This window comes from Streptomyces panacea, from assembly GCF_040560175.1.
Taxonomy (GTDB): domain Bacteria; phylum Actinomycetota; class Actinomycetes; order Streptomycetales; family Streptomycetaceae; genus Streptomyces; species Streptomyces panacea.
Map to the genome: position 1 here is coordinate 1 of NZ_JARJHW010000008.1, position 25,933 is coordinate 25,933.

Sequence of the window (25,933 nt, forward strand, 5' to 3'; positions counted from 1 at the left end):
GTGGTCAGGCCTTGCGGAGGTGGAACGTCAGCGACAGGCCCTCGTCCGTGAACGGCGGGCCGAACGTCGCGTCCGGGGCGCCCGGGGCGAAGTCCAGCGCCAGAACCTCGTCCGAGATCAGCGGCGTGTGTGTCGACAGCGCCTCCCGCGTCTCGTCCGTCGTCGTGGACCACCGCACGGCGATGCGGTCCGCGACGTCCAGGCCGCTGTTCTTGCGGGCCTCCTGGATCAGACGGATCGCGTCGCGGGCCAGGCCCGCGAGGCGCAGTTCCGGAGTGATCTCCAGGTCCAGCGCCACCGTCGCGCCCGAGTCGGAGGCGACCGACCAGCCCTCGCGGGGCGTCTCCGTGATGATCACCTCGTCCGGGGCGAGGGAGACCGGTTCGCCGTCGACCGTGACCGACGCCGTTCCGTCACGCAGCGCCGCGGACAGCGCCGCCGCGTCCGTGTCGGCGACCGCCTTCGCCACCGCCTGGACGCCCTTGCCGAACCGCTTGCCCAGCGCCCGGAAGTTCGCCTTCGCCGTCGTGTCGACCAGCGAGCCGCCGACCTCCGAAAGAGACGCGAGCGACGAGACGTTCAGCTCCTCGGTGATCTGCGCGCGCAGTTCCGGCGACAGCGTCTCGAAGCCCGACGCGGCGACCAGCGCGCGGGACAGCGGCTGGCGCGTCTTCACGCCCGACTCGGCCCGTGTGGCGCGGCCCAGCTCCACCAGCCGCCGTACCAGCGCCATGTGGCGGGACAGCGCGGGGTCGATCGCCGACAGGTCCGCCTCGGGCCACGACGAGAGGTGCACCGACTCCGGCGCGTCGGGCGTGACCTGGACGACCACGTCCTGCCAGACCCGCTCGGTGATGAACGGGGTGAGGGGCGCCATCAGGCGGGTGATCGTCTCGATGACCTCGTGCAGCGTGCGCAGGGCCGCCTTGTCGCCCTGCCAGAAGCGGCGGCGGGAGCGGCGTACGTACCAGTTGGACAGGTCGTCGACGAACGCCGACAGCAGCTTGCCGATGCGCTGGGTGTCGTACGCCTCCATCGCCTTCGTGCTCTGGTCGACCAGCGCGTGCAGCTCGCTCAGCAGCCAGCGGTCGAGCACGGGCCGCTCGGCCGGCGCGGGGTCGGCCTCGGACGGCGCCCAGCCGGACGTGCGGGCGTACAGCGCCTGGAAGGCGACCGTGTTCCAGTACGTCAGCAGCGTCTTGCGGACGACCTCCTGGATCGTCGTGTCACCGACCCGCCGCGCCGCCCACGGCGAGCCGCCCGCCGCCATGAACCACCGCACCGCGTCCGCGCCGTGCTGGTCCATCAGCGGGATCGGCTGGAGGATGTTGCCCAGGTGCTTGGACATCTTCCGGCCGTCCTCGGCGAGGATGTGCCCGAGGCAGACCACGTTCTCGTAGCTCGACTTGTCGAAGACGAGGGTGCCCACGGCCATCAGCGTGTAGAACCAGCCACGTGTCTGGTCGATGGCCTCCGAGATGAACTGCGCGGGGTAGCGCTTCTCGAAGAGGTCCTTGTTCTTGTACGGATACCCCCACTGCGCGAACGGCATCGAACCGGAGTCGTACCAGGCGTCGATGACCTCGGGGACGCGCTTCGCGGTATCCCCGCAGGTCGGGCAGGGGAAGGTCACCGCGTCGATGAACGGGCGGTGCGGGTCGAGCGACGACTGGTCCTCGCCGCTCAGCTCGGTCAGTTCGGCGCGCGAGCCCACGCACGTCAGGTGCCCGTCCTCGCAGTGCCAGATGGGCAGCGGGGTGCCCCAGTAGCGGTTACGGGACAGGGACCAGTCGACGTTGTTGTTCAGCCAGTCGCCGTACCGGCCGTGCTTGACCGAGTCCGGGAACCAGTTGGTCTTCTCGTTCTCCTCAAGGAGGCGGTCCTTGACGGCGGTTGTACGGATGTACCAGGACGGCTGCGCGTAGTAGAGCAGCGCCGTGTGGCAGCGCCAGCAGTGCGGATAGCTGTGCTCGTACGGCACATGACGGAACAGCAGCCCGCGCCCGTCCAGGTCGGCGGTGAGCGCTTCGTCGGCCTTCTTGAAGAAGACGCCGCCGACCAGCGGTACGTCCGCCTCGAACGTGCCGTCGGGGCGGACCGGGTTCACCACCGGCAGGCCGTACGCCTTGCAGACCACCAGGTCGTCCGCGCCGAACGCGGGGGACTGGTGGACCAGACCCGTACCGTCCTCCGTCGTCACGTACTCCGCGTTGACGACGTAGTGCGCCTCCGAGCCCTCGGGGAACTCGATGAGCGAGAACGGGCGCTCGTACGTCCAGCGCTCCATCTCGCGGCCCGTGAACCGCTCGCCGGTCAGCTCCCAGCCGTCCTCGCCGAGTGCCTTCTCCAGCAGCGGCTCGGCGACGACAAGCTTCTCGGTGCCGTTCGTGGCGACGACGTAGGCGACGTCGGGGTGGGCGGCCACCGCCGTGTTGGACACCAGGGTCCAGGGCGTGGTCGTCCAGACCAGGAGGGCCGCGTCCCCCGCCAGCGGTCCCGAGGTCAGCGGGAAGCGGACGAAGACGGACGGGTCGACGATCGTCTCGTAGCCCTGCGCCAGCTCGTGGTCGGAGAGGCTCGTCTGGTCCCGCGGGCACCAGGGGGCGACGCGGTGGTCCTGGACGAGCAGGCCCTTGTTGAAGATCTCCTTCAACGACCACCAGACGGATTCGATGTACTCCGGGTTCATGGTCTGGTACGCGTCGTCCAGATCGACCCAGTAGCCCATGCGCGTCGTCAGCTCGGCGAAGGCGTCGGTGTGCCGGGTCACCGACTCGCGGCACTTCTCGTTGAACTCCGCGATGCCGTACTTCTCGATGTCCTGCTTGCCGGCGAAGCCGAGTTCCTTCTCGACGGCGATCTCCACCGGCAGGCCGTGACAGTCCCAGCCGGCCTTGCGCGCGACGTGGTAGCCGCGCATCGTACGGAAGCGCGGGAAGACGTCCTTGAAGACGCGGGCCTCGATGTGATGCGCGCCGGGCATGCCGTTGGCGGTCGGCGGGCCTTCGTAGAAGACCCACTCGGGGCGGCCCTGCGACTGCGCCAGGCTCTTGTCGAAGACCTTGTTCTCGCGCCAGAACCTGAGGACTGCGTGTTCGAGCGCGGGCAGGTCGACCTGGGCGGGCACCTGGCTGTACTGCGGTGACGTCATGGGCGAAACTCCTCCAACGGAACTGCGGCATCTCCGTCGGAGGGACGAGAGCCTGCGGCTCCCGCGGTACCACCCTCCTTGGCCCCGGGCGTAGCCGCCCTCGGCCCCCTCATTGGGGTCGCGCTGCCGGGTCTACGGCCCCGCGTACTGCCAGGGCTTTCTTCCGGCGGCTCCGGGGTGATGCTTCGCTCCGCGCCGTGCCCCCGGGCTCGCACCGTCCCCGGGTCGCTCATGGCCGCTCTCGGAGCTACTCGTCCCCATCCACGCCTCTCGCTCGGGCCAGTGTACGGCGCGGCGACAGGCGTGGCCGACCGCTTTTCCGGGCCGCTACGGGGGCCGCCGCGGGGGCCGTAGCGGGGCCGCGAGGGCCGCCGGGGCCGGTCGCGGGGCGGGAGCGGGGCCGGTGCGGCGTACGGCCCTGCCGCTGACCCGAATGGGTCCGGCGGGCCCCGCGGACTTCCCCGGGCGCCCGCTGCGGCGGATTACCCGGCGGGGAGCTGGGCACAACGGATGGAGGCTCGCCTTGTCACCGGCGGAGGCGGGTCCCACCGGCGGCGTGCCCCGTTGCCGCGTGGCTGGTGTCGATTTATCGTCCCAGCACGACTCGCGTGCAAGATCACAAAATGTGAAGGGGCCGCGGCATGGTGGCGAAGAAGTCCGCCGCGAAGAAGACAGCGGCCAAGAAAGCGGCCAAGAAAACGGCTGTGAAGAAGCCGGCGGCCAAGAAGGCCGCCGCCAGGAAGACAACGGCGACGAACGCACCGGAGCGAGAGAGGCCGGCGACGCACGCACCGGCCGCGGAGGAGACCGCCGCGGCCGGGCCGGAGCACCAGGCACCTGCGAAGAAGACCGCGGCCAAGAAGTCGGCGCCTCCCAAGAAGGCAGCCGCCGGCAGGGCCGCGAAAAAGGCCGCGTCCGCGGCCGAGGGGGCGGCCGAGGCCGCGGAACAGACGGGAGCCAAGACGGTGGCAGCGAAGAAGACAGCGGGTAAGAGGGCGGCGGCCGGCACGGCGACCGCGGTGCCCCCGGCACGCGGCGCCACACAGGCCGGGGAGCTCGCGGTGCGGCCCGGCGAGGATCCGTGGACGGAGGAGGAGGTGGCCGAGGCGCGGACCGGTCTGGAGAGCGAGGCGGTCCGGCTGAACGCCGAGATCGCCACCTCGGAGCAGGCGCTCGTGGGCCTGATGCGGGACTCCGGCGACGGAGCGGGCGACGACGACGCCGACACCGGCACCAAGAACATCACCCGCGAACACGAGATGTCCCTCGCGGCGAACGCCCGCGAGATGGTCGAGCAGACGGAGCGGGCGCTGTTGCGGCTCGACGCCGGTACGTACGGCCTCTGCGAGGTCTGCGGGAAGCCGATCGGCAAGGCCAGGATGCAGGCGTTCCCGCGGGCCACGCTGTGTGTCGAGGACAAGCAGAAGCAGGAAAGGCGCGGCTGAGACCGTACGTGGGTGCCGTACCCTCGTCCCTAGTCGGGATCTAACTTGAGGGACTCACGTGGCAGAGGCGGAGCGCGTCATCGGTACGCCAGATGTTGACGACGAGGGCGCGGCTCCCGCCGAGCCGGTCCGGGGAAAGCGCAAGATCGTCGCGCTTTTCTCCGTGGCGCTCGTCGCCTACCTGCTCGACCTCGGCAGCAAGATGCTCGTGGTGGCGAAGCTGGAGCACCACGAGCCCATCCATGTCATCGGTGATCTGCTGAAGTTCGAGGCGGTACGCAACGCGGGCGCTGCCTTCGGCATCGGCGAGGCGTACACCGTCTTCTTCACCTTCGTCGCGGCGGTCGTGATCGTGGTGATCGCGCGACTGGCCCGCAAGCTCTACAGCGGGCCGTGGGCCTTCGCGCTCGGTCTGCTGCTCGGCGGGGCGCTCGGCAATCTCACCGACCGGATCTTCCGTGAGCCGGGCGTGTTCAAGGGCGCCGTCGTGGACTTCATCGCGCCGGCGAACTTCGCGGTGTTCAATCTCGCCGACTCCGCGATCGTCTGCGGCGGCTTCCTGATCGTGATCCTGTCCTTCCGGGGGCTCGACCCCGACGGGACCGTCCACCGCGACTGACACCCTCCCCCAGAGGCCGTGCGCGCTGTCCGTGGGCGGTCGAGCGGTGCGGGCAAGGCATACTCGACGGGTGAGTACCGTTCCCGATATCCGCACCCTGCCCGTTCCCGATGGCCTTGAGGGCGAGCGCGTCGACGCCGCCATCGCCCGCATGTTCGGGTTTTCCCGTACGAAGGCGGCCGAGTTGGCCGCCGCCGGGAAGGTGCAGGTCGACGGCGCTGTGGTCGCCAAGTCCGAACGGGTGCGTGGCGGCGCCTGGCTCGAGGTCGAGATGCCCGAGCCCGCCGCCCCCGTGCGTGTCGTGGCCGAGCCGGTCGAGGGCATGGAGATCGTGTACGACGACGACGACATCGTCGTGGTCGTCAAGCCCGTCGGTGTGGCAGCCCACCCGAGCCCCGGCTGGACGGGCACGACCGTCATCGGCGGTCTCGCCGCCGCCGGCTACCGCGTCTCGACGTCCGGTGCCGCCGAGCGGCAGGGCGTCGTGCACCGGCTGGACGTCGGCACGTCCGGGCTGATGGCCGTGGCCAAGTCGGAGCGCGCGTACACCTCGCTCAAGGCCCAGTTCAAGGAGCGGATCGTCGACAAGCGCTACCACGCGCTGGTGCAGGGACATCCGGACCCGATGAGCGGCACCATCGACGCCCCGATCGGGCGCCACCCGAACCACGACTACAAGTTCGCCGTGACCGCCGAGGGCAAGCCGTCGGTCACGCACTACGACCTGATCGAGGCCTTCCGGTCCGCCTCGCTGCTGGACATCAAGCTGGAGACGGGCCGTACGCACCAGATCCGGGTGCACATGGCGGCCCACCGCCACCCGTGCGTGGGCGACCTGACGTACGGCGCCGACCCGACGCTGGCCAAGCGGCTGGGGCTGACCCGGCAGTGGCTGCACGCGATGAAGCTGGGGTTCGAGCACCCGTCGGACGGCCGCTGGGTGGAGTTCGAGAGCACGTACCCGGACGACCTGCGGAACGCGCTGGACAAGGTGCGCGCCGAGAGCAACGCATGACCGCGGGTCCGGGGGTGACCCGGGCCGCCGCGGGGCTCGACGGCGTGGCGTACGAGATCCGGTCCGCCACGGACGCGGCCGACCGTGAGGCGTGCTTCGTGGTGCGCAGGCGGGTGTTCGTCGCGGAGCAACAGGTGCCCGCCGACCTTGAGTTCGACTCCCACGACGCCCCGGAAGCCGCCGCCGCGCATGTGCTCGCGGTGCGCGACGACGGGCTGCCGCTCGGTACGTCGCGGCTGCTGTACGGGCCGGAGGCGGCGGACCGGACCGATGGAGATCCGGCGGTGGGCTCGCTCGGCCGGCTCGCGGTGGTCGGGGAGGCGCGCGGTCTGCGGATCGGTGTCGCGCTGGTGAGGGCCGTCGAGGATCTGGCGCGGGAGCGCGGGCTGCTCGTGGTGGATCTGCACGCGCAGACCGGGGCGCTGGGGTTCTACGAGCGGCTGGGCTACGAGGCGTACGGCGCGGAGTACGAGTCCGTGGGGATCCCGCACCGGGCGATGCGGCGCGTGCTGTAGCGAGCCGTCCGGGCCGGGGATGTGAGGTTCCAGGGGTGCGCGGATGGTCGTGGGCAGCCTCTGCCGGCGAATCGTTAGGAAACTTTCCCAACACTCTTGACGGTGATTGGAAACAACCTTAACTTTCACTCACTTGCTGTCATGCCTCTGACAGTCGCTCTCCCGTACCGGACCCCACCCGAAGGGAGCACCACCCCATGCCCAAGTCCCCCAACTCCCGTATCCGAGGACGCCGCGGCCGTAAGGCACTCCTCGCCGTCTCCGCTCTCGGCGTCGTCACCGCCATGCTGTCCCCCATGAGAGCCGGCGCGGCCACCGCACCCACAGGCACGGCCGCACCCGCCGGCGCCGCCTCCCCGATCAGCGACAACGGCCAGCTCAAGGTCTGCGGCACCAAGCTCTGCAACAGCCAGGGCCAGGCCGTCCAGTTGCGCGGCATGAGCACGCACGGCACCCAGTGGTACTCCCAGTGCGTCACCGACGGCTCGCTCGACGTCCTCGCGAACGAGTGGCAGGCCGACGTGCTGCGCGTCTCCACGTACGTACAGGAGGGCGGTTACGAGACCGACCCGGCGCGCTTCACCTCGCTCGCCCAGAAGTTCGTGGACGGCGCGAACAGGCGCGGGATGTACGCGGTGATCGACTGGCACATGCTCAGCCCCGGCGACCCCAACTTCAACCTCGAACGTGCCAAGACCTTCTTCACCGCCATGGCGAAGAAGTACAAGGACAGCCCCGGTGTCCTCTACGAGATCGCCAACGAGCCGTCCGACGTGAGCTGGTCGACCGTCAAGTCGTACGCAGAGAAGATCATTCCGGTCATCCGGGCCCAGGACCCCGACGCGGTCGTCCTCGTCGGCACCCGCGCCTGGTCCTCGTTCGGCGTCTCCGACGGCGCCGACGAGAAGGAGGTCGTGAACAACCCCGTCAGGGCCTCCAACATCATGTACACCTTCCACTTCTACGCGGCGTCGCACCGGGACGAGTACCTGGCGGCGCTCGACCGGGCGTCGGACAGACTGCCCGTCTTCGTCACCGAGTTCGGCACCCAGAACTACGCGGGCGAGGGCGCCAACGACTTCACCCAGTCGAAGCGCTTCCTCGACCTGATGAAGCGGAAGAACATCTCCTGGACCAACTGGAACTACTCCGACGACAACCGCTCCGGAGCCGTCTTCAAGGAGGGCTCCTGCAACTCCGGGAAGTTCTCGGGCACCGGCGTGCTCAAGGAGGCCGGGGTCTGGATCCGGGACCGGATCCGCGAGTAGCGGTCCCGGGCTGGGTCACGGCGGCCGATGGTCCCGGCGCCCGGCCCACGCCGCACTGGCGAAACGTCTCCTCGCGGTCCGGAAGCGGGCCGCGAGGAGCAGCGCCTCGATGGGATTCGCCCATGGCCGTGACAGGGTTGAGGGGCCTTGATCGTCAGGGCTCACGACTCCGGAGGGCGCACCGTGGCCCAGTTGGCGCTGCTGCTCGTGCTGTTGCTGGGCGCCGTGGTGACGGTGCCACTCGGGGAGCGGCTCAATCTGCCGTCGCCCGTGCTGATGACCATCCTCGGCATCCTCCTGGCGCTGCTGCCCTTCGTACCGAACGTCGACGTGCCGCCGGACCTGATCCTGCCGCTGCTGCTGCCACCCCTGCTGTACGCGGCCGTACAACGCACCTCCTGGCGGCAGTTCACCGCCAATCTGCGGCCGATCTTCCTGCTCGCCGTGGCCCTGGTCTTCGTCACCATGGCGGCGGTGGCGACCGTGGCCAACTCCGTCGTCCCCGGACTCCCGCTCGCCGCCGCGTTCGTCCTCGGCGCCCTCGTCGCACCGCCCGACCCGGTCGCCGCGACCGCCGTCGCCGGGTCCCTGGGACTGCCGCGGCGGCTCGTCTCCATCCTGGAGGGCGAGGGGCTGTTCAACGACGTCACGGCGATCGTGCTCTACCACGTGGCCATCGCCGCCGCGGTCAGCGGCACCTTCTCCTGGCCGGCCGCGGCCGGGACTCTGGTGCTCTCCGCCGTGGTCGCCGTCGTCGTCGGTGTCGCGCTCGCCTGGCTCTCCAACAAGCTCATGGCGCTGCTCGGCGACGCGCCCCTCCAGGTCGGCCTGAGCCTGCTGGTGCCCTTCGTCAGCTACGTACTCGCGGAGGAACTGCACGGCTCCGGCGTCCTCGCCGTCCTGACCACCGCGCTCTTCCTCGCCGAACACACCGCCGACGCCGACGACGTGATGGGACGGCTCGCCGGGAACACCTTCTGGGAGATCATCGACATCCTCATCACGGGCATCGCCTTCGGCCTCATCGGGCTCGAACTGCACAACGCCTTCGGCCGGGCGGAGGGTCATCTGGGGGAGACACTCGGCTGGTCGGCCGCCGTCGTCGGGGTCGTCGTCGGCGTACGGCTGCTCTGGCTGCTCCCCGCGGTGTGGGTCACCAAGCGGCTCCACAAACTCCGGGACTACGAAGAGGAGTTCCCGGTCGGCTGGCGCGAGACCGTCGTCATGTGGTGGGCCGGGATGCGCGGGGTGGCCTCGGTCGCGCTCGCGCTGGCCATCCCGCTGGAGACCGACGACGGAACGCCCTTCCCCGGCCGTGACGTGATCATCTTCATCGCCTTCGCCGTCATCATGACGACGCTCGTCTTCCAGGGACTCACCCTGCCGTGGCTGGTCCAGCGCCTGGGCGTACGCGCCGACACCGAGGCCGAACGCGGCTTCGAGCACGAGCTGGCCGTGCGCGCGGCGAGGGCCGCCAAGCGCCGCCTCAAGGAGATCGAGGAGGTCGAGGAACTGCCCGAGGAGCTGAGCGAGCGGCTGGCGCGCGGCGCGTTCGACATCGGGGCAAGGATCAGCCCGGACGTGGTGGACGACGAGCGGCGCGACTGGTTCGCCAAGCGCAGCCAACGGGTCAAGACCTTGCAGCGGATCCAGCGCGAGATGATGTCGGCGGCCCGGCACGAGGTGCTCGCGGCGCGCAGCGAACCCAACGCGAACCCGGAAGTGGTGGACCGGGTGCTCAGGTATCTGGACGTACGCAGCATGCGATGACGGCGACGGTGGCTCACCCCCGGCCGGTGCGCGGGTCGCCGTCGGCGCCCGAAGTGACCGCCGGATCGGGCTTGTGGTGCGGCGCGAGATGACCCACGGCGCCGTTCTCCCGCGGGGCCGGGAGCACCGCGGCCCGGGTGGTCGCGATGCGCGGCAGCGCGTACGGATGCTCGTCCGCCAGCCACGCGATCAGCTGCTCCCGCACGGTACAGCGCGCCGTCCAGATGTCGTCCGCGTCCTTCGCCGTGACGACGGCCCGCACCTCGATGGTGCTCGGGCTGGTGTCCGTGACGGCCAGACTCCAGTCCCGGCCGTCCCAGGCCGCGCAGTCCTGAAGGATCTCGTGCAGCTTCTCGCGCATCAGGTTCACCGGGGCCGAGTGGTCGAGCTGGAGGAAGACGGTGCCGGTCATCTGGACCCCGCCGCGCGACCAGTTCTCGAACGGCTTGCTCGTGAAGTACGACACCGGCATCGTGATCCGGCGCTCGTCCCACGTGCGTACGGCGAGGAAGGTGAGCGTGACCTCCTCGACCACACCCCATTCGCCGTCCACCACGACCGTGTCGCCGATCCGCACCATGTCGCCGAAGGCGATCTGGAAACCGGCGAAGAGATTGCCGAGCGTGGACTGCGCGGCGACACCGGCGACGATGCCGATGATGCCCGCGGAGGCGAGCATCGACGTACCGATCGTCCGCATGCTGGGGAAGGTGAGCAGGATCGCGGCGACGGCCACCACGACGACCACCGCCGTCACGATCCGCATGATCAGCGTCACCTGGGTACGGACCCGGCGGACCTTCGCCCGGTCGCGGGCCGACGTCGCGTAGCGGGCGTACGTCGACTCCACGGCGGCCGACACGATGCGTACGACCAGCCAGGCGCAGGCACCGATCATGATCAGCGTCAGCGCGCGGCCGATGCCGGATTGATGGTTCTCGACGACCCACCACCCGGTCTCGCGGTACGTGGCGCGCAGCAGGGCGGTGAGGAGGACGACCTGGAGCGGCAGCCGGCAGCGCCGTAGCAGTCCCCACAGCGGGGTTTCGGGGTGCCGGGCGTCCGCGCGGCGCAGCAGCAGGTCGACGAGCCAGCCGAGCAGCAGCGTCAGGACGACCGCGCCACCCAGCACGGTCAACGGTCGCAGTACGTTCTCCATGGCTCCGGATTCGGACGAGGGGACCCACCTGGCAGGATGGCCGGATGGACGTTGTTCTCTTTCATTCGGTCCTCGGGCTGCGCCCGGCGGTGCACGCGGGGGCCGAACGGCTGCGCGCTGCCGGACACCACGTGCACGTGCCCGACCTCTTCGAGGGGCAAACCGTCGAGACCACCGAGGAGGGCAGGGACCTCAAGGACAAGATCGGCTCCGACGAGCTGCTGAGGCGCGCCGTCCTCGCGGTGGCGCCCTACTCGGAGCGCGGTCTGGTGTACGCGGGATTCTCCTTGGGAGGGTCCGTCGCGCAGACGCTGGCGCTGGGGGACGCGAAGGCCCGCGGGCTGCTGCTGATGCACGGCACGTCGGACATCGCCGCGAGCGCGTCGGTGGACGACCTGCCCGTACAACTGCATGTCGCCGACCCGGACGTGTCCGAGCCGCACGACTGGCTGAACACCTGGTACCTGCGGATGCGGGAGGTCGGGGCCGACGTGGAGATCTACCGGTACCGGGGCGTCGGGCACCTGTACACCGACCCGGATCTGCCGGACTACGACGAGTCGGCCGCCGAGCAGACCTGGCGCACGGGCCTGGCCTTCATCGAGTCGCTGGACGATCGGTCGTAGGGGTGTCCCGCCGGTCGGCCCGACCGGCGGGACACCTCCTACGACGCGGGCGCGGCCCGCGGGCCGTTACCCCGTGGCCGCTCCGGGGTGAGTCCGTGCCGTCACCCGGCGAGGGCCTTGGTGATCGCCGCCGTGTAGTCGGGCGCCGTGAGCGGGGCGTTCTCGCTGCCCGCCGCGGTGACCGCCCTGCCGTCCATCCGCAGCGTCGGGGTGCCCTCCACGCTGCTGTTGTCGAACGTCGCCGACATCTTCATCGCCCAGGCGTCGAACGTGCCGCTCTCGACGTTCTTCCGGAACGCCGCGTTGCCCTTCAGCTCGTTCACCGAGTCGGCGATCTTGATCAGGTTGCTGTCGTCGGCGAACTTGTCGTCGCTCTCCGAGGGGTGGTTCGCCGCCGAGTAGAGCGCGGCCTTGTACGCCGAGAACGCCTCGGGGCTCACGTCGAGCGCGGCACCCAGCGCGGAGAGCGCGTTCTTCGAGCCCTCGCCGTTGTCCGAGTTGTCGATGAACGTGGCGCCGATGTACTTGATCTTGTACTTGCCCGCGTCGACGTCCTTCTGGATCGTGCTGCCGACCTTCTGCTCGAATGTCGCGCAGATCGGGCAGCGGGAGTCCTCGTACAGCTCCAGCGTCTTCTTCGCCTCGGGCTTGCCGATGACGACGGTGGTGCCGTTCGTGCCGGAGGTGTGCTTCGGGGCGGTGACGGTCGTCGCGTCCTTGGCCGCCTCCCAGTGCGAGGGCTTGTTGGCCTGGACGACGGCGAAGCCGACACCCCCGGCGATCGCCAGGATCGCCACGGTGGATCCGGCGACGACGAGCTGACGGCGGGTCCGGTCCTTCCTGACCTGCCGCTCGCGCTCCTCGCGCAGCCGCTCGCGGGCGGCTGCCTTGTTGGCGTTGCTGTTGCGTGCGCTCATGGTGGGTCACTCCGTGTGGGGTCGAACGAGACGCGTGGGCGCACAGGGGCGTGCGCCGATACGCGGGGGACCGACGGCGTGCCGGAAGCGGCTGCCGTCGTTGTGCTCAGGCCGGGAGAAGGGCCGAGCGAGGTGGTCCCCGTCGTCCGACGGAGTGCGCGAACAGGCGCGTACGGGAGGCGCGCGGGTGGGTGGCGGGGCGCGGGAGGCGCCGCGGCGTACGGCGGACCGTGCCGGCCACGGCGACCGCGACCAGCAGCGGGCGGAAGGCGAAGCCGCCGATCGCCCGCACCAGGCCCGCCAGGGCGGCCTCGCCCCGGCGCAGCCAGAGCGCCGCGAGCAGCCCGATCGCGACATGTGTGGCGAGCAGCAGCCACGGGAGCGCGGGATCGGGGGAGCCCAGCAGGGTGGCCGCCGCGCTCTCGGGCGAGGCGACCGAGGAGACGCCGGGCAGCGGGGAGCCGAAGCTGCCGCCGCACAGGACGTCGAAGCCGACGGAGCGCAGCGATCCGGCGACGGGTCCGCCCGCGGGGCCGTAACAGACGTTCTGACCGGTGGTGAAGATGGTGTCCGCGGCCAGTTCCAGCGGGACGAGCAGGGCCGCGATGCGCCAGAAGCCCCGCTCGCGGCCCGCGAGGGCGTACGAGACCGGGAACACGACGGCGCACAGGACGGCGACGACGGACAGCGGGAGCGGGGCCTGCGAGAGCAGCACGTGCGAACCGGCGGACAGCGTCACGGCCAGTGCCGTGAACAGTGCCGCCCGCAGCGCTCTGAGCCGTGCCGCCGATATGTCCATCGTCGCCGAGTGTGCCACGAGAGCCTGTAAGGGGTCCCTAAGGTCTCCGCCGACCCGGCCGCCGGCCGATCGGTTCCGGCCGGTCGGACCGGGGCGGCGGAGTGCGGTCAGGGGTCAGCCGCCGGCGAGCTGTCCGTTGCGGAAGAGGTCCACGAAGATCTGGTGGTCCGCGCGGGCCCGCGCTCCGTAGCCGTGGGCGAACTCCACCAGCAGCTCGGCGAAGCCCTCCTCGTCGGCGGCGATCGCCGCGTCGATGGCCCGCTCCGTGGAGAAGGGCACCAGCGAGTGGCCGCTCTCGTCGTCCGCCGCTCCGTGCATCGTGGCCGTCGCCCGCCCGAGGTCGGCGACGACGGCGGCGATCTCGGCGGGGTCGTCGAGGTCCGACCAGTCCAGGTCGACCGCGTACGGGGAGACCTCGGCGACCAGCTGGCCCGCGCCGTCCAGCTCGGTCCAGCCGAGCCACGGGTCGGCGTGCGCCTGGAGCGCGCGCTGCGAGATGACCGTGCGGTGGCCCTCGTGCTGGAAGTAGCCGCGTACCTGCTCGTCGGTGATGTGCCGGGAGACGGCGGGGGTCTGCGCCTGCTTGAGGTAGATCACGACGTCGTTCTCCAGGGCGTCGCTGTTGCCCTCCAGAAGGATGTTGTACGAGGGCAGGCCCGCCGAACCGATCCCGATGCCGCGCCGCCCCACCACGTCCTTGACCCGGTAGGAGTCGGGGCGGGTCAGGCTGGACTCCGGCAGGGTCTCCAGATAGCCGTCGAAGGCCGCCAGGACCTTGTAGCGGGTGGCGGCGTCCAGCTCGATGGAGCCGCCGCCCGGCGCGAAGCGGCGCTCGAAGTCACGGATCTCGGTCATCGAGTCGAGCAGCGCGAAGCGGGTCAGCGAGCGGGCGTCCCGCAGTGCGTCCAGCAGCGGGCCGGTCGCCGTGTCCAGGGTGAACGGCGGCACCTCGTCGTTCTTCGCGCCCGTGGCCAGCGCGTGGATCCGCTGGCGGTAGGCGGCGGCGTAGATCCGGACCAGCTCGCTGATCTGGTCGTCGCTGAGGGCCTTCGTGTAGCCGATCAGAGCCAAGGAGGCGGCCAGCCGCTTGAGGTCCCAGGTGAACGGTCCTACATAGGCCTCGTCGAAGTCGTTGACGTTGAAGATCAGCCGGCCGTTGGCGTCCATGTAGGTGCCGAAGTTCTCGGCGTGCAGATCGCCGTGGATCCAGACCCGGCCGGTGCGCTCGTCCACGTACGGACCGGCGTGCTGCTCGCGCGCCAGGTCGTTGTAGAACAGGCACGCCGTGCCTCTGTAGAAGGCGAAGGCGGAGGCGGCCATCTTGCGGAACTTGACCTGGAAGGCCGCCGGATCCGCGGCGAGCAGGGCACCGAAGGCGGTGCCGAACACGTCGAGGATCTCCTCCCCTCGCTGCTGGTCAACGGCTTCGACCGGGCGCGGGACCGACATCGGTGGTGCCTCCTGGAACATGACGAACTGGGCGGATGCGACTGACACGCCACCCGCCTCGGGCGACGGCGTCGTCAGTACTGGCAACGCACGAAGGTACCGGTGCGTGCCCGTCCGGCGCCGGTGGACCCGGAGGTTCGTACGACCCGATCCGGCATCGGCCGGAAGTCTCGGGGACGGCGCGGGGACGGCGCGGGCACGTCGCTCGGATTGTCGGTGGGCGGTCGTAGACTTCGACGCTGTCCCCCCCAGGGCAGCCCTCGCTCGTCCGCTCGTTTCGCTGGAGGCCTCAGCCGTGACCAAGCCGCCGTTCACGCACCTGCACGTCCACACTCAGTATTCGCTGCTGGACGGTGCGGCGCGGTTGGGGGACATGTTCAAGGCGTGCAATGAGATGGGGATGTCTCATATCGCGATGACGGACCATGGGAATCTCCATGGCGCGTACGACTTCTTCCATCAGGCGAAGAAGGCGGATGTGACGCCCATCATCGGTATCGAGGCGTATGTGGCGCCGGAGTCACGGCGCAACAAGCGGAAGGTGCAGTGGGGGCAGCCGCATCAGAAGCGGGACGACGTCTCCGGTTCGGGTGGTTACACGCACAAGACGATCTGGGCGGCGAACAAGACGGGGCTGCACAATCTCTTCCGGTTGTCGTCGGACGCGTACGCGGAGGGCTGGCTGACGAAGTGGCCGCGGATGGACCGGGAGACGATCGCGAAGTGGTCGGAGGGTCTGATCGCGTCGACGGGGTGCCCGTCGGGTGAGTTGCAGACCAGGCTTCGGTTGGGCCAGTTCGACGAGGCGGTGCAGGCGGCTTCGGACTACCAGGACATCTTCGGCAAGGACCGGTATTTCCTGGAGCTGATGGACCACGGTATCGAGATCGAGCGCCGGGTGCGTGACGGGTTGCTGGAGGTGGGGAAGAAGCTGGGGATTCCGCCGCTGGTGACGAACGACTCGCATTACACGTACGCCAACGAGGCGACGGCGCATGACGCGTTGCTGTGTATTCAGACGGGTAAGAATCTGTCGGATCCGGACCGGTTCCGATTCGACGGGACGGGTTATTACCTGAAGTCGACGGACGAGATGTATGCGGTCGATTCGTCGGACGCCTGGCAGCAGGGGTGCGCGAACACGCTTCTGGTGGCGCAGCAGATCGATACGGAGGGCTGGTTCCAGGAGCGGAACCTGATGCCGAAGTTCGACATCCCCGACGGCTTCACCGAGGTCACCTGGTTCCGCGAGGAGACCATGCGGGGGATGGCCAGGCGTTTCCCGGGCGGTATCCCGGAAGACCGCCAGAAGCAGGTCGAGTACGAGATGGGCATCATCATCGAGATGGGGTTCCCGGGATACTTCCTCGTCGTCGCGGACTTCATCATGTGGGCCAAGAACAACGGCATCGCCGTCGGCCCCGGCCGGGGCTCCGCGGCCGGCTCGATCGTCTCGTACGCGATGGGCATCACCGACCTCGACCCGATCGAACACGGCCTGATCTTCGAGCGTTTCCTCAACCCCGAGCGCATCTCCATGCCGGATGTCGACATCGACTTCGACGAGCGTCGGCGCGGTGAGGTCATCCGTTATGTGACCGAGAAGTACGGCGCCGACAAGGTCGCCATGATCGGCACGTACGGAAAGATCAAGGCGAAGAACGCCATCAAGGACTCGGCCCGCGTGCTGGGTTACCCGTACGCGATGGGTGACCGCCTCACCAAGGCGATGCCGGCGGACGTCCTCGGCAAGGGCATCGACCTCAACGGCATCACCGACCCCAAGCACCCGCGCTACAGCGAGGCGGGCGAGATCCGGGGGATGTACGAGAACGAGCCGGACGTACGGAAGGTCATCGACACCGCGAAGGGTGTCGAGGGGCTGGTGCGGCAGATGGGTGTGCACGCGGCCGGCGTGATCATGTCCAGCGAGACGATCACCGACCATGTGCCGGTCTGGGTCAGGCACACCGACGGCGTCACGATCACGCAGTGGGACTATCCGCAGTGCGAGTCGCTCGGCCTGCTGAAGATGGACTTCCTGGGTCTGCGAAATCTGACCATCATGGACGACGCGGTCAAGATGGTGAAGGCCAACAAGGGCGTCGATCTGGAGCTCCTGTCCCTGCCGCTGGACGACCCCCATACGTACGAACTGCTGTGCCGGGGTGACACGCTCGGTGTCTTCCAGTTCGACGGCGGCCCGATGCGCTCGCTGCTGCGGCTGATGAAGCCCGACAACTTCGAGGACATCTCCGCCGTGTCGGCCCTGTACCGGCCGGGCCCGATGGGCATGAACTCGCACACGAACTACGCGCTGCGCAAGAACGGGCAGCAGGAGATCACCCCGATCCACCCGGAGTTGGAGGAGCCTCTCAAGGAGGTCCTCGGTCTCACCCACGGCCTGATCGTGTATCAGGAGCAGGTGCAGAAGGCCGCGCAGATCATCGCCGGTTACTCGCTCGGCGAGGCGGACATCCTCCGCCGCGTGATGGGCAAGAAGAAGGCCGACGAACTGGCGAAGAATTTCGTCCTGTTCCAGGCCGGTGCCAAGAAGAACAACTTCTCGGACGAGGCCATCAAGGCGCTGTGGGACGTGCTGGTCCCGTTCGCGGGATACGCGTTCAACAAGGCGCACTCCTCCGCGTACGGCCTCGTCACCTACTGGACCGCGTACCTCAAGGCGAATTATCCCGCCGAGTACATGGCGGCGCTGCTGACCTCGGTGAAGGACGACAAGGACAAGTCGGCGGTCTATCTCAACGAGTGCCGCCGGATGGGCATCAAGGTGCTGCCGCCGAATGTGAACGAGTCGGTGGCGAATTTCGCCGCGCAGGGCGACGACGTGATTCTCTTCGGCCTGACGGCCGTCCGGAACGTCGGCACGAACGTGGTCGATTCGATCATCCGCTCACGCAAGGCGAAGGGGAAGTACGCCACGTTCCCCGACTTCCTCGACAAGGTCGAGGCCGTCGTCTGCAACAAGCGCACCGTCGAATCCCTCATCAAGGCGGGCGCCTTCGACGAGATGGGCCACACCCGCAAGGGGCTGGTCGCGCACCACGAGCCGATGATCGACAACGTCGTACAGGTCAAGCGCAAAGAGGCGGAGGGGCAGTTCGACCTCTTCGGCGGCATGGGCGAAAGCGACGACTCCTCCGAGCCGGGCTTCGGCCTCGACGTCGAATTCTCCGACATCGAGTGGGACAAGTCGTATCTGCTCGCGCAGGAGCGGGAAATGCTCGGCCTGTACGTCTCCGACCACCCGCTCTTCGGTATCGAGCACGTGCTGTCCGACAAGTCAGACGCGGCGATCTCGCAGCTCACCGGCGGCGAGCACTCCGACGGCGCGGTGGTCACCATCGGCGGCATCATCTCCGGTCTCCAGCGGAAGATGACCAAGCAGGGCAACGCGTGGGCCATCGCCACCGTGGAGGACCTGGCGGGCTCGATCGAGTGCATGTTCTTCCCCGCGACGTACCAGCTCGTGTCCACCCAACTGGTCGAGGACACGGTCGTCTTCGTCAAGGGCCGGCTCGACAAGCGCGAGGACATCCCGCGTCTGGTCGCGATGGAACTCCAGGTCCCCGACCTGTCGTCCGCCGGGACCAACGCGCCGGTCACCATCACCATCCCCACCGTGAAGCTCACCCCGCCCATGGTCAGCAGGCTCGGCGAGATCCTCAGCCACCACCGGGGCAACTCCGAGGTGCGGATCAAACTTCAGGGCGCGCGCAAGACCACCGTCCTGCGGCTCGACCGGCACCGGGTGCAGCCCGACCCGGCGCTCTTCGGCGACTTGAAGGTGCTGCTCGGGCCGTCCTGCCTGGCGGGATAGCCGGAGGCGTACACCTACGCGGAGGGGCACGCCCGGATTCCCGGGCGTGCCCCTCCCGTCATGCGCGGCCGGCCGCGTCAGTTGTGGCCGAAACGCTTCTCACGGCCCTTGTGGGGGACGTCGGACGGAGTGACCCGTTCCTGTATCTGCTCGGCCTTGGCCTCCGTCGAGGGGGACGAGGACTGCTCGTTGCCGCGCTCGGCGGCCGAACGGTCCTGGTGCTTGCCGCGGTCACGGTTCTTGTTCTTGGCCATGGTGCTGCCTCCTGAAGGATGTTGGGGCCAGGGCCGCGACCAGATTCACATATGCCGTTAACCGCCGCATTTTGGATCATTGCTGTGCGTAACGGTCAGAAGTTCCGGTGTCCGTAGGGGTAGCCGAAACCGATACGCCACGCCGATGATCCAGTTCCGGCCGTTAAGCCAGTTGCGGTCGGGCAGACTCGAAGGAAACCCGTAGTAACTTCCGATCCCGACGTTCCCGAAAGAGGGTGGAACACGTGGACCGCTGCGTCGTCCTGGTGGACGCCGGTTACCTGCTGGGCGCCGCCGCGAGCCTCCTCGCCGGAGAACCGGCCCGCTCCCGCATCACCGTCGACCACGCCGCCCTCATCCAGGGTCTGCGCGAGCGCGCCGAGGCCGATACGGAGCAGCCGCTGCTCCGTATCTACTGGTTCGACGGCGCCCCCGACCGCGTACCGCAGCCCGAGCACCGGCGCTTGCGCGTCATGTCACGTGTCACCGTCCGGCTGGGCGCCCTGACCCGCAGCGACGGCCGCTGGGCGCAGAAGGGCGTCGACGCGGCGATGCACGCCGAGCTCACGGAGTTGGCCAGAAATCGCGCCTGCTCGGACATCGTGCTGGTGACCGGTGACGGTGATCTGCTGCCCGGCCTGATGTCCGCCAAGGAACACGGCGTCGCCGTGCACCTCTGGGCGGTGCAGGCGGCGGACGGCGACTACAACCAGTCCGAGGACCTGGTGGCCGAGGCGGACGAACGCCGCGTGCTCGACCGGGCCTGGATCACCAAGGCCGTACGCGCCAAGGACTTCGGCGGCATCTGCGCGCCGCCGCCCGTGCCCCGCCCCGAGATCGCCGCCATCCTCTCGGCGCCGCTGCCCGAGTCGGCGCTCGCCGCGTCCGCCGAACGGGCGGCGGAGGCGCAGGCCACGTCCGCGCGCAACGGCACGGCGCCGCCGGCGACGCAGGACGCGCCGGGACACGCGCCGGGACATACGCCGGGACACGTACCGGGGCATGACCCCGGGACCACGCATCCGGCGCCCGCCGGCGGCAAGGGCGTCCCCACCCCCAAGGACCTGGCCGCGCTGCGCGCGGCCGGATCGCATGCCGCGCCGCCCCCGCCGGCGAACGCGACGCTGCGCTGGTCGTCCGACCGGGGCTGGGTCGAGCGCCCGGGGGCCGGGGGCCAGCTCGGCGAGTCGCCCGAGACCGCGTCGCTGCCCACGCTCGCGCAGCTCACCAGCGCCGAGCAGCGCTGGGCCGACCGCGAGGAGGACATCACGACGGTCGGCGGCGACCCGTTCGAGGTGGGACAGGTGTTCGCCCGCCGGTGGATGGAGCGGCTGCCCGAGGCCGGCCATGTGCAGAAGCTGTCCACGATGTACCCGCGGATCCCGCACCGCATCGACGGCGAGGTGCTCAGATACGCCGCGCGCTTCGGGCTGCTGGCGCACAAGGACGACCAGATCGACGAGCACGACCGGTACGCGATCAGAGCGGGATTCTGGCGCGAGATCGACGTGCGGGCGGCGGCGGAGCACCCGCCCGCGAAGACCGACGGGGCGGCGGAGTGAGGACCGGCGGGGCGGCCGGGTAGCGCCTGACCCCGGGCGCCCGGCGGACCCACGGCCCGTGACACCCCTGGGGTGTGCCCGCGCAGTGGCGCCGTGCGCCCGAAAGGATGGGCCCTCGTCGACTGGTGTGGTGCGTCGCACGGCGGCGGACCGGCGCTGTCGACGGCCCGGCCGTACGTGGCCGGGCCGTCGACAACGCGGCGAGGTGCCGCCCGCCGCGGCTGCGGCTGATGTCACCGCGGCGTCGCGGGCCGGGCGGGACTTTGCGGACACGCCGTGGCCGCGAAGGGTCACCGGGCGCCCCCGGACGTATTCGGGGCGGTCGGACCCCGTAGGCTCGACCCTTGTGAGTACGGTGTGCGCGGTGCGGGAGCTGGTCAAGACGTACCCCGCCGCGCGCGGCAGGCGTGGGGCCCCGGCGACACCCGAGGTGCGCGCCACCGACGGCATCTCCCTGGACGTGCGGCGCGGTGAGATCTTCGGACTGCTCGGCCCCAACGGCGCGGGCAAGTCCACCCTCGTACGCCAGCTCACCGGACTCATGCGGCCCGACTCCGGCAGCGTCAAGGTCCTCGGACACGACCTGGTCCGCCACCCCGAACGCGCCTCCCGCCTCATCGGCTATCTCGGCCAGCAGTCCACCGCACTCGACGAGTTGACCGTCGGGCTCGCGGCCGAGACCACGGGCAGGCTGCGCGGGCTCGGCCTGGACGAGGCGCGCGCCGAGCGCGACGCCGTGCTCGCCGAACTCGGCCTCACCGAACTCGCCGGCCGCCCTCTGAAGAAGCTCTCCGGCGGTCAGCGCCGGATGGCCTGCTTCGCCGCCACGCTGGTGGGGGAGCGGCCCGTGCTCGTCCTGGACGAGCCCACCACCGGCATGGACCCGGTCGCCAGGCGCGCCGTCTGGGCGGCGGTCGACCGCCGCCGGGCCGAACGCGGGGCGACCGTGCTGCTCGTCACCCACAACGTCATCGAGGCCGAGACGGTCCTCGACCGGGTCGCCGTCCTCGACCGGGGCAAGGTCATCGCCTGCGACACCCCGTCCGGACTCAAGGAACAGGTCGCCGGCGAGGTACGGCTCGAACTCGTCTGGCGCGAGCGCGCCCCGCTCGACGTTCCGGAGGTCGCCGCGCTGCGCGGATCCGCGCAGGAGTCGGGCCGCCGCTGGGTGCTGCGGCTCGCCCCCGACGAGGCGCGCGCGGCCGTCGCGGCGGTGACCGGCGGCGCCGCCTTCGCGGCGCTGGACGACTTCACGCTGGCGACGCCGAGCCTGGAGGACGTGTATCTGGCGCTCGGCGGCCAGGTGCCGGGGCTGGTGAAGGGATGACGGGTGACGGCGGGACGGACGGGCCGGCGAGAGACTTCGGGATTACGGCTCCGAGGCCCGGCCCGGTCGCCACCGGGGGCCGCGCCGTACTCCCCGTGACCGACGTGGACTGGCCCGCCCGTACGGGGCGTTCGGCGCGTTCGGGCCGTATGACACGCTGGTCCCGGTCGGCGCCGTACCCGAACCGCCGCGCCCGCACCCGCCCGTCCGCACCGAACAGGAGCAGCGCCAGGTGAGCATCGTGCCCGCGGAGGCCGTCGCCGGGAAGAGCCGGACAGCCCCGGACACCCGTGCCGCAACCGACGGAGCCGACGGGGCGCCGGCGCCGCTGGCTCCCCGCGCGCGTCTGCTGCCCTCGATGGCCGCCGTGTACCGCGCGCAGCTCTCGCGGGCCCGCGTCGCCCGTATCCCGCTCCTCTTCGTCGCGACCTTCCAGTCCGTCGGGATCATGATCCTGATGCGCGGTGTCGTCGACGGCGGCGCCGAGGCGCGGGCCGTGGTGGCCGGGTCGAGCGTGCTCGTCGTGGCCTTCGTGGCGCTCAATCTGCTCGCCCAGTACTTCGGGCAGCTGCGGGCGACCGGCGGCCTCGACCACTACGCGACACTGCCCGTGCCGCCCGCCGCCGTGGTGCTGGGCGCGGCCGGCGCGTACGCCTCGTTCACCGTGCCGGGCACCGCGGTGACGGCCGTGACCGGCAGTCTGCTCTTCGACCTGCCGCTCACCCACCTCTGGGTGCTGGTCGCCGTCATTCCGCTCTCCGGCGCCGCGCTCGCCGGTCTCGGCGCCGCGCTGGGACTCCTCGCGCCGCGTCAGGAGCTGGCCACGCTGCTCGGGCAGCTCGGCATGTCCGCCGCGCTGCTGCTCGGGGTGCTGCCCGCCGACCGGCTGCCGGGGCCGATCACGTACGCCCGCGATCTGCTGCCGTCCACCTACGGGGTGGAGGCCCTGGCCCGTAGCTTCGACAGCCATCCCGACTGGGCCACCGTCGCGCTCGATCTGGCGGTCTGCGCGGCCGTCGGTGTCGTGTCGCTGGCCGTGGCGACCTGGGCGTACAGGCGTGCGGCGGTCCGATGAGGCACGGCCGGGCCATGCCTGGCACGATGGCGGGGTGACAGCACCCCTGACGCCGCCCCACCAGCCGCAGAACGACGATCCCTGGCAGAAGCCGCAGGGCGCGGGAGCCCACGCCTACGTCGCCGAGACGGCGGACGGGACCGACACGAGGACCGAGCTGAAGCAGGCCGCCGTCGTGACGCTCGTCGTGGCACTCTCCGGTGTCCTGTTCGGACTGCTCTGGCTCTGGCTGTCGCCCCGGGTGCCGCTGATCGCCGGTGACTCGGCCGTCTTCCTGAAGGACACGGAGGGCGAGGAGGCGATCGGCGCGGACGGCACGTTCGTCCTGCTGGCCCTGGGATTCGGCGCGGTCAGTGCCGCCCTGGTCTTCTGGTTCCGCCGGCGCGGCGGTATCCCGCTGGTCGTGGGCCTGGCGCTGGGCGGGCTGCTCGCGTCGGGGCTGGCCTGGCTGATCGGCTGGGGGCTGGGCCCGGACGACGTGGTGACGCAGGCGCGCGCGGTGGGGCAGGGCAAGACGTTCGACGCCCCGCTGGAGCTGAACGCGCGGGGCGCGCTGCTGGTGTGGCCGGTGGCGGCGATGGTCGTGCACCTGGCGCTGACGGCCCTGTTCGGGCCGCGCGACCCGGACCCGGAGTGGGTGCCGTTCGGGGCGCCGTACCTTCCCGCGGGCCCGGAGGACGAGCCGGGCGGCGCGGGGCGCTGACAGCGCCTGTCGCGCGCGGCCGTCAGGCCCTGGCGATCGGCGCCAGCGTCGCCGACGTCAGGGATGTCAGGTCCGACGGGGACAGCTCCACCTCCAGGCCGCGGCGGCCCGCCGAGACACAGACCGTCGGGTGGGCCCGCGCCGAGGAGTCGACCACCGTACGGAGCCGCTTGCGCTGGCCCAGGGGCGAGATGCCGCCGCGTACGTAACCCGTGGTGCGCTCCGCCGCCGACGGGTCCGCCATCGTCGCCCGCTTGCCGCCCACCGCGGCGGCCAGCGCCTTCAGGTCCAGCGAGCCGGAGACCGGGACGACCGCCACGGTCAGTTCACCGTCGACGTCGGCGACCAGCGTCTTGAACACCCGGTCCGCCGACACCCCCAGCGCCTCCGCGGCCTCCTCGCCGTACGAGGGCGCCGCCGGGTCGTGCTCGTACGCGTGCAGGGTGAACTCGGCCTTCGCCGCCGTCAGCGCGACCGTCGCCGGGGTGCCGCCCGCGGCTTTCTTCGGCTGCTTCTTGGACTGCGCTTTCGCCAAGGGACGTGTTCCTCGCGTGAGTTGGGCGGCTCAGTTCGGGCTGGTGGGCTTCAGCGTGAGGTCCACGGCCGGCAGCGACGGCAGATGCCGGATCACCGCCGTCTCGGCCCGCAGGAGCTTCAGCTCCTCCCGCAGCCGCGTCACGGTGTCCGGTGCCTGGAGCAGCCGCTGCTTCGCCGGGGTGTCCAGGACGGCCGCTGCGGCCACCAGGTACGAGACCACGGACGGTTCGTCGGGCAGGTCGCTGCCGGTCGACAGCGACCGTTCACGCGCGCCCGCCAGCCGTTTCTGGTAGCTGCGGAACGCCCGCAGCACGCCTTCGGCGAGCGCGCCCGCGCCCTCGCCCGAGTCCTCGGCGACGGCCTCGACCTTGGCGGTCAGATAGGGCCCGCCGGTGTCGACCGAGAGCAGCCGCACCCGGCTGGTGCCGGTGGCCAGGACCTCGAAGCTGCCGTCCGGGCGTTCGCGGATGGTGGTCGCGTCGGCGACGCAGCCCACCTCGTGGAAGGAGTTCAGCGGATCGGTGCCGAAGCCCGCCGCCGGACCGCGTTCCGGTACGGAGGTGGGATCGGGCAGGCCGGGGGCGGTCGGCGCGACCTCGTGCCCGTCGCGGATGGCGACCACGACGAAGCGTCGCGGTTCGGACTCGTCGGTCTTGAGCAGCTCGCGCATCATGGCGCGATACCGCTCCTCGAAGATGTTCAGGGGCATGACGAGGCCCGGGAACAACACCGCGTTCAGCGGGAAGAGAGGGAGATGTGCGGTGGTCACAACGCTCAAGCGTAATGGCCGCGCGGACGCCCTCTGTCTGTCCGGTTCCACAAGGGCATCCCGGAGGCCACCTGGAGCCGTACGCCGTCGCGTGTCTCCAGGAACTGGCCCAGCGGATCGTCGGTCAGCGCGGTCCACGGAAACGACGTCGCGTAGGGGCCGATCAGCCGGAACTGTTCCAGTGCCTCGTCCCACCGGTGCCGTCCGACCAGCACGTACGCCAGCAGATTCCGTACCTCCGCCGGCCAGGGATCGCCCACCGCGTACAGGGAGGAGAGCAGGATCGCCTCGTCGCAGGCCGCGTCGATCCGGTCCGTCGCCACGGAGGCGGGGTCGCCGCTCACCAGCCGGCTGAAGGCGGCCCGCATCGGAAGCGCCTTCACGAGTGATCCGGGCAGCGCGTCCTCGGCGGCCTGTTCGGCGAAGTCGAAGCACTCCTGGTGCGAGCCGTGCCACTGGGCGGAGAGGTACTGGAGCGCCGCGACATGACACCCGTAGTGGTGCGAGGAGCGGCGCACCGCCTCGGCCCACAGCGACTCGAAGGCATGGTGGCCCGCGTGCGTGCCACGCGCGTGGTCCAGGGCGATCCGCCACGGCACCGGGTCGCGCGTGTCGGCCTCGGCCGCCGCGCCGATCCGCGGGCCCATCTCGCGCAGCAGCTCGGCGCGGGCCGGGGACTCCCAGGCCCTGCGCACGCCCAGCTCGGCCTTGAGGACCAGCGCGTCCGGGTCGTGCGGGGCCGCGGCGAGCCAGTGGCCCAGCCATTCGTCACGGTGGTGGGCGAAGGCGGCGAGCCGCATCACATAGCGGTCGCGGTTCTCCCATTCGGCTGATTCACGTGTGGTCGCCAGCAGCTTCGCCGCCTGCTCGTACTCGCCGAGGGCGGCCGAGACGAGCGCCGGGGCGAGCCGGTCGTCGGGGGCGTCGAGCAGTACCGCATCGTCCGGCGGAAGCCCGTCGGCGAGCCGCGGGGTGTGCCGGAGCATGCGCGCGGTACTGATCAGTGCGCGAATCAATGACATGGTGCGGACCATTGAAAACCGCAGGTCGCAGGGGCGCCAGAGGGCATATGTGAAGCTTTGGTGGTGGGTGAAAGGTTGTCTTCCGACTGGTCAAGGGAAGGTAAAGAAAGCGG

Annotated in this window: 21 protein-coding genes; 12 read left to right on the forward strand and 9 right to left on the reverse strand. The window is 70.4% G+C overall.

The window, feature by feature from the left end:
• Positions 1–4: 4 nt before the first annotated feature.
• Positions 5–3,151: an isoleucine--tRNA ligase gene (ileS, locus tag P3L51_RS03725; protein ID WP_354603570.1), complete on the reverse strand. Its 3,147-nt coding sequence runs from the start codon at positions 3,149–3,151 to the stop codon at positions 5–7.
• Between the two features lie 641 nt (positions 3,152–3,792).
• Between ileS and P3L51_RS03730 the strand changes: the two genes are divergently transcribed.
• The 6 genes from P3L51_RS03730 (at position 3,793) to P3L51_RS03755 (ending at position 9,783) form a co-directional block, all read left to right on the forward strand.
• Positions 3,793–4,596: a TraR/DksA family transcriptional regulator gene (locus P3L51_RS03730; RefSeq protein ID WP_354603571.1), complete on the forward strand. Its 804-nt coding sequence runs from the start codon at positions 3,793–3,795 to the stop codon at positions 4,594–4,596.
• A gap of 58 nt (positions 4,597–4,654) precedes the next feature.
• The gene (gene lspA, locus P3L51_RS03735; protein ID WP_354603572.1) at positions 4,655–5,215 is read left to right on the forward strand and encodes a signal peptidase II; all 561 of its coding nucleotides are present in this window, start codon (positions 4,655–4,657) and stop codon (positions 5,213–5,215) included.
• A gap of 70 nt (positions 5,216–5,285) precedes the next feature.
• Positions 5,286–6,230: an RluA family pseudouridine synthase gene (locus tag P3L51_RS03740; protein WP_354603573.1), complete on the forward strand. Its 945-nt coding sequence runs from the start codon at positions 5,286–5,288 to the stop codon at positions 6,228–6,230.
• Positions 6,227–6,745 carry a GNAT family N-acetyltransferase gene (locus P3L51_RS03745; RefSeq protein ID WP_354603574.1) on the forward strand — a complete coding sequence of 173 codons (519 nt, stop codon included), beginning with the start codon at positions 6,227–6,229 and terminating at the stop codon, positions 6,743–6,745. Before P3L51_RS03740 ends, P3L51_RS03745 begins: the two co-directional genes overlap by 4 nt.
• A gap of 197 nt (positions 6,746–6,942) precedes the next feature.
• Positions 6,943–8,013, forward strand: a complete 1,071-nt coding sequence (locus P3L51_RS03750; RefSeq protein ID WP_354603575.1) for a glycoside hydrolase family 5 protein — start codon at positions 6,943–6,945, stop codon at positions 8,011–8,013.
• Between the two features lie 183 nt (positions 8,014–8,196).
• Positions 8,197–9,783, forward strand: a complete 1,587-nt coding sequence (locus P3L51_RS03755; protein ID WP_354603629.1) for a Na+/H+ antiporter — start codon at positions 8,197–8,199, stop codon at positions 9,781–9,783.
• A gap of 13 nt (positions 9,784–9,796) precedes the next feature.
• On the opposite strand, the gene P3L51_RS03760 is transcribed toward P3L51_RS03755, so the two are convergent.
• Positions 9,797–10,942 carry a mechanosensitive ion channel family protein gene (locus tag P3L51_RS03760; protein WP_354603576.1) on the reverse strand — a complete coding sequence of 382 codons (1,146 nt, stop codon included), beginning with the start codon at positions 10,940–10,942 and terminating at the stop codon, positions 9,797–9,799.
• A gap of 8 nt (positions 10,943–10,950) precedes the next feature.
• On the opposite strand from P3L51_RS03760, the gene P3L51_RS03765 reads away from it, so the two are divergent.
• Entirely contained in the window at positions 10,951–11,568 is a 618-nt protein-coding gene (locus tag P3L51_RS03765) for a dienelactone hydrolase family protein (RefSeq protein ID WP_354603630.1), read from the forward strand.
• Between the two features lie 101 nt (positions 11,569–11,669).
• On the opposite strand, the gene P3L51_RS03770 is transcribed toward P3L51_RS03765, so the two are convergent.
• The 3 genes from P3L51_RS03770 to P3L51_RS03780 all read right to left on the reverse strand — a co-directional run bounded on the left by P3L51_RS03770 (position 11,670) and on the right by P3L51_RS03780 (position 14,733).
• Entirely contained in the window at positions 11,670–12,485 is an 816-nt protein-coding gene (locus P3L51_RS03770; RefSeq protein WP_354603577.1) for a DsbA family protein, read from the reverse strand.
• Between the two features lie 106 nt (positions 12,486–12,591).
• Entirely contained in the window at positions 12,592–13,284 is a 693-nt protein-coding gene (locus P3L51_RS03775; protein ID WP_354603578.1) for a hypothetical protein, read from the reverse strand.
• Between the two features lie 114 nt (positions 13,285–13,398).
• Positions 13,399–14,733: a DUF2252 domain-containing protein gene (locus P3L51_RS03780; protein WP_354603631.1), complete on the reverse strand. Its 1,335-nt coding sequence runs from the start codon at positions 14,731–14,733 to the stop codon at positions 13,399–13,401.
• A 295-nt stretch (positions 14,734–15,028) separates the two neighbouring features.
• On the opposite strand from P3L51_RS03780, the gene dnaE reads away from it, so the two are divergent.
• Positions 15,029–18,571 carry a DNA polymerase III subunit alpha gene (gene dnaE, locus P3L51_RS03785; RefSeq protein ID WP_354603579.1) on the forward strand — a complete coding sequence of 1,181 codons (3,543 nt, stop codon included), beginning with the start codon at positions 15,029–15,031 and terminating at the stop codon, positions 18,569–18,571.
• 77 nt (positions 18,572–18,648) lie between these two features.
• Here dnaE and P3L51_RS03790 read toward each other — a convergent pair whose 3' ends face one another.
• Positions 18,649–18,825 carry a hypothetical protein gene (locus tag P3L51_RS03790; RefSeq protein ID WP_354603580.1) on the reverse strand — a complete coding sequence of 59 codons (177 nt, stop codon included), beginning with the start codon at positions 18,823–18,825 and terminating at the stop codon, positions 18,649–18,651.
• Between the two features lie 236 nt (positions 18,826–19,061).
• On the opposite strand from P3L51_RS03790, the gene P3L51_RS03795 reads away from it, so the two are divergent.
• From P3L51_RS03795 to P3L51_RS03810, 4 genes are all read left to right on the forward strand, one after another.
• The gene (locus P3L51_RS03795) at positions 19,062–20,387 is read left to right on the forward strand and encodes an NYN domain-containing protein (protein WP_354603581.1); all 1,326 of its coding nucleotides are present in this window, start codon (positions 19,062–19,064) and stop codon (positions 20,385–20,387) included.
• A 355-nt stretch (positions 20,388–20,742) separates the two neighbouring features.
• Positions 20,743–21,714 (forward strand): ABC transporter ATP-binding protein, encoded by a 972-nt coding sequence (locus P3L51_RS03800; RefSeq protein WP_354603632.1) that lies wholly within the window; start codon positions 20,743–20,745, stop codon positions 21,712–21,714.
• A gap of 232 nt (positions 21,715–21,946) precedes the next feature.
• A complete protein-coding gene (locus P3L51_RS03805) occupies positions 21,947–22,789 on the forward strand; it encodes an ABC transporter permease (RefSeq protein ID WP_354603582.1) in 843 nt (280 codons plus the stop codon).
• 34 nt (positions 22,790–22,823) lie between these two features.
• On the forward strand, positions 22,824–23,492 hold the full coding sequence (locus P3L51_RS03810) for an ABC transporter permease (RefSeq protein ID WP_354603583.1): 669 nt from the start codon (positions 22,824–22,826) through the stop codon (positions 23,490–23,492).
• Positions 23,493–23,514: 22 nt separating this feature from the next.
• Here P3L51_RS03810 and ybaK read toward each other — a convergent pair whose 3' ends face one another.
• Genes ybaK through P3L51_RS03825 form a run of 3 tightly spaced genes read right to left on the reverse strand, consistent with a single transcriptional unit; the run spans position 23,515 to position 25,832 of the window.
• On the reverse strand, positions 23,515–24,027 hold the full coding sequence (gene ybaK, locus P3L51_RS03815) for a Cys-tRNA(Pro) deacylase (protein ID WP_354603584.1): 513 nt from the start codon (positions 24,025–24,027) through the stop codon (positions 23,515–23,517).
• A 30-nt stretch (positions 24,028–24,057) separates the two neighbouring features.
• Complete coding sequence (locus tag P3L51_RS03820; RefSeq protein WP_354603585.1) at positions 24,058–24,798, reverse strand: LON peptidase substrate-binding domain-containing protein; 741 nt, start codon at positions 24,796–24,798, stop codon at positions 24,058–24,060.
• A gap of 5 nt (positions 24,799–24,803) precedes the next feature.
• Positions 24,804–25,832, reverse strand: a complete 1,029-nt coding sequence (locus P3L51_RS03825; RefSeq protein ID WP_354603586.1) for a hypothetical protein — start codon at positions 25,830–25,832, stop codon at positions 24,804–24,806.
• Positions 25,833–25,933 lie beyond the last annotated feature (101 nt).

Bases quoted from the DNA above. Each gene is read 5' to 3' on its own strand.
- P3L51_RS03745 (WP_354603574.1), top strand. From the start codon at position 6,227: ATGACCGCGGGTCCGGGGGTGACCCGGGCCGCCGCGGGGCTCGACGGC.
- P3L51_RS03730 (WP_354603571.1), top strand. From the start codon at position 3,793: ATGGTGGCGAAGAAGTCCGCCGCGAAGAAGACAGCGGCCAAGAAAGCG.
- P3L51_RS03760 (WP_354603576.1), bottom strand. From the start codon at position 10,942: ATGGAGAACGTACTGCGACCGTTGACCGTGCTGGGTGGCGCGGTCGTC.
- P3L51_RS03825 (WP_354603586.1), bottom strand. From the start codon at position 25,832: ATGGTCCGCACCATGTCATTGATTCGCGCACTGATCAGTACCGCGCGC.
- P3L51_RS03790 (WP_354603580.1), bottom strand. From the start codon at position 18,825: ATGGCCAAGAACAAGAACCGTGACCGCGGCAAGCACCAGGACCGTTCG.
- P3L51_RS03750 (WP_354603575.1), top strand. From the start codon at position 6,943: ATGCCCAAGTCCCCCAACTCCCGTATCCGAGGACGCCGCGGCCGTAAG.
- P3L51_RS03775 (WP_354603578.1), bottom strand. From the start codon at position 13,284: ATGGACATATCGGCGGCACGGCTCAGAGCGCTGCGGGCGGCACTGTTC.
- P3L51_RS03770 (WP_354603577.1), bottom strand. From the start codon at position 12,485: ATGAGCGCACGCAACAGCAACGCCAACAAGGCAGCCGCCCGCGAGCGG.
- ileS (WP_354603570.1), bottom strand. From the start codon at position 3,151: ATGACGTCACCGCAGTACAGCCAGGTGCCCGCCCAGGTCGACCTGCCC.
- P3L51_RS03780 (WP_354603631.1), bottom strand. From the start codon at position 14,733: ATGTCGGTCCCGCGCCCGGTCGAAGCCGTTGACCAGCAGCGAGGGGAG.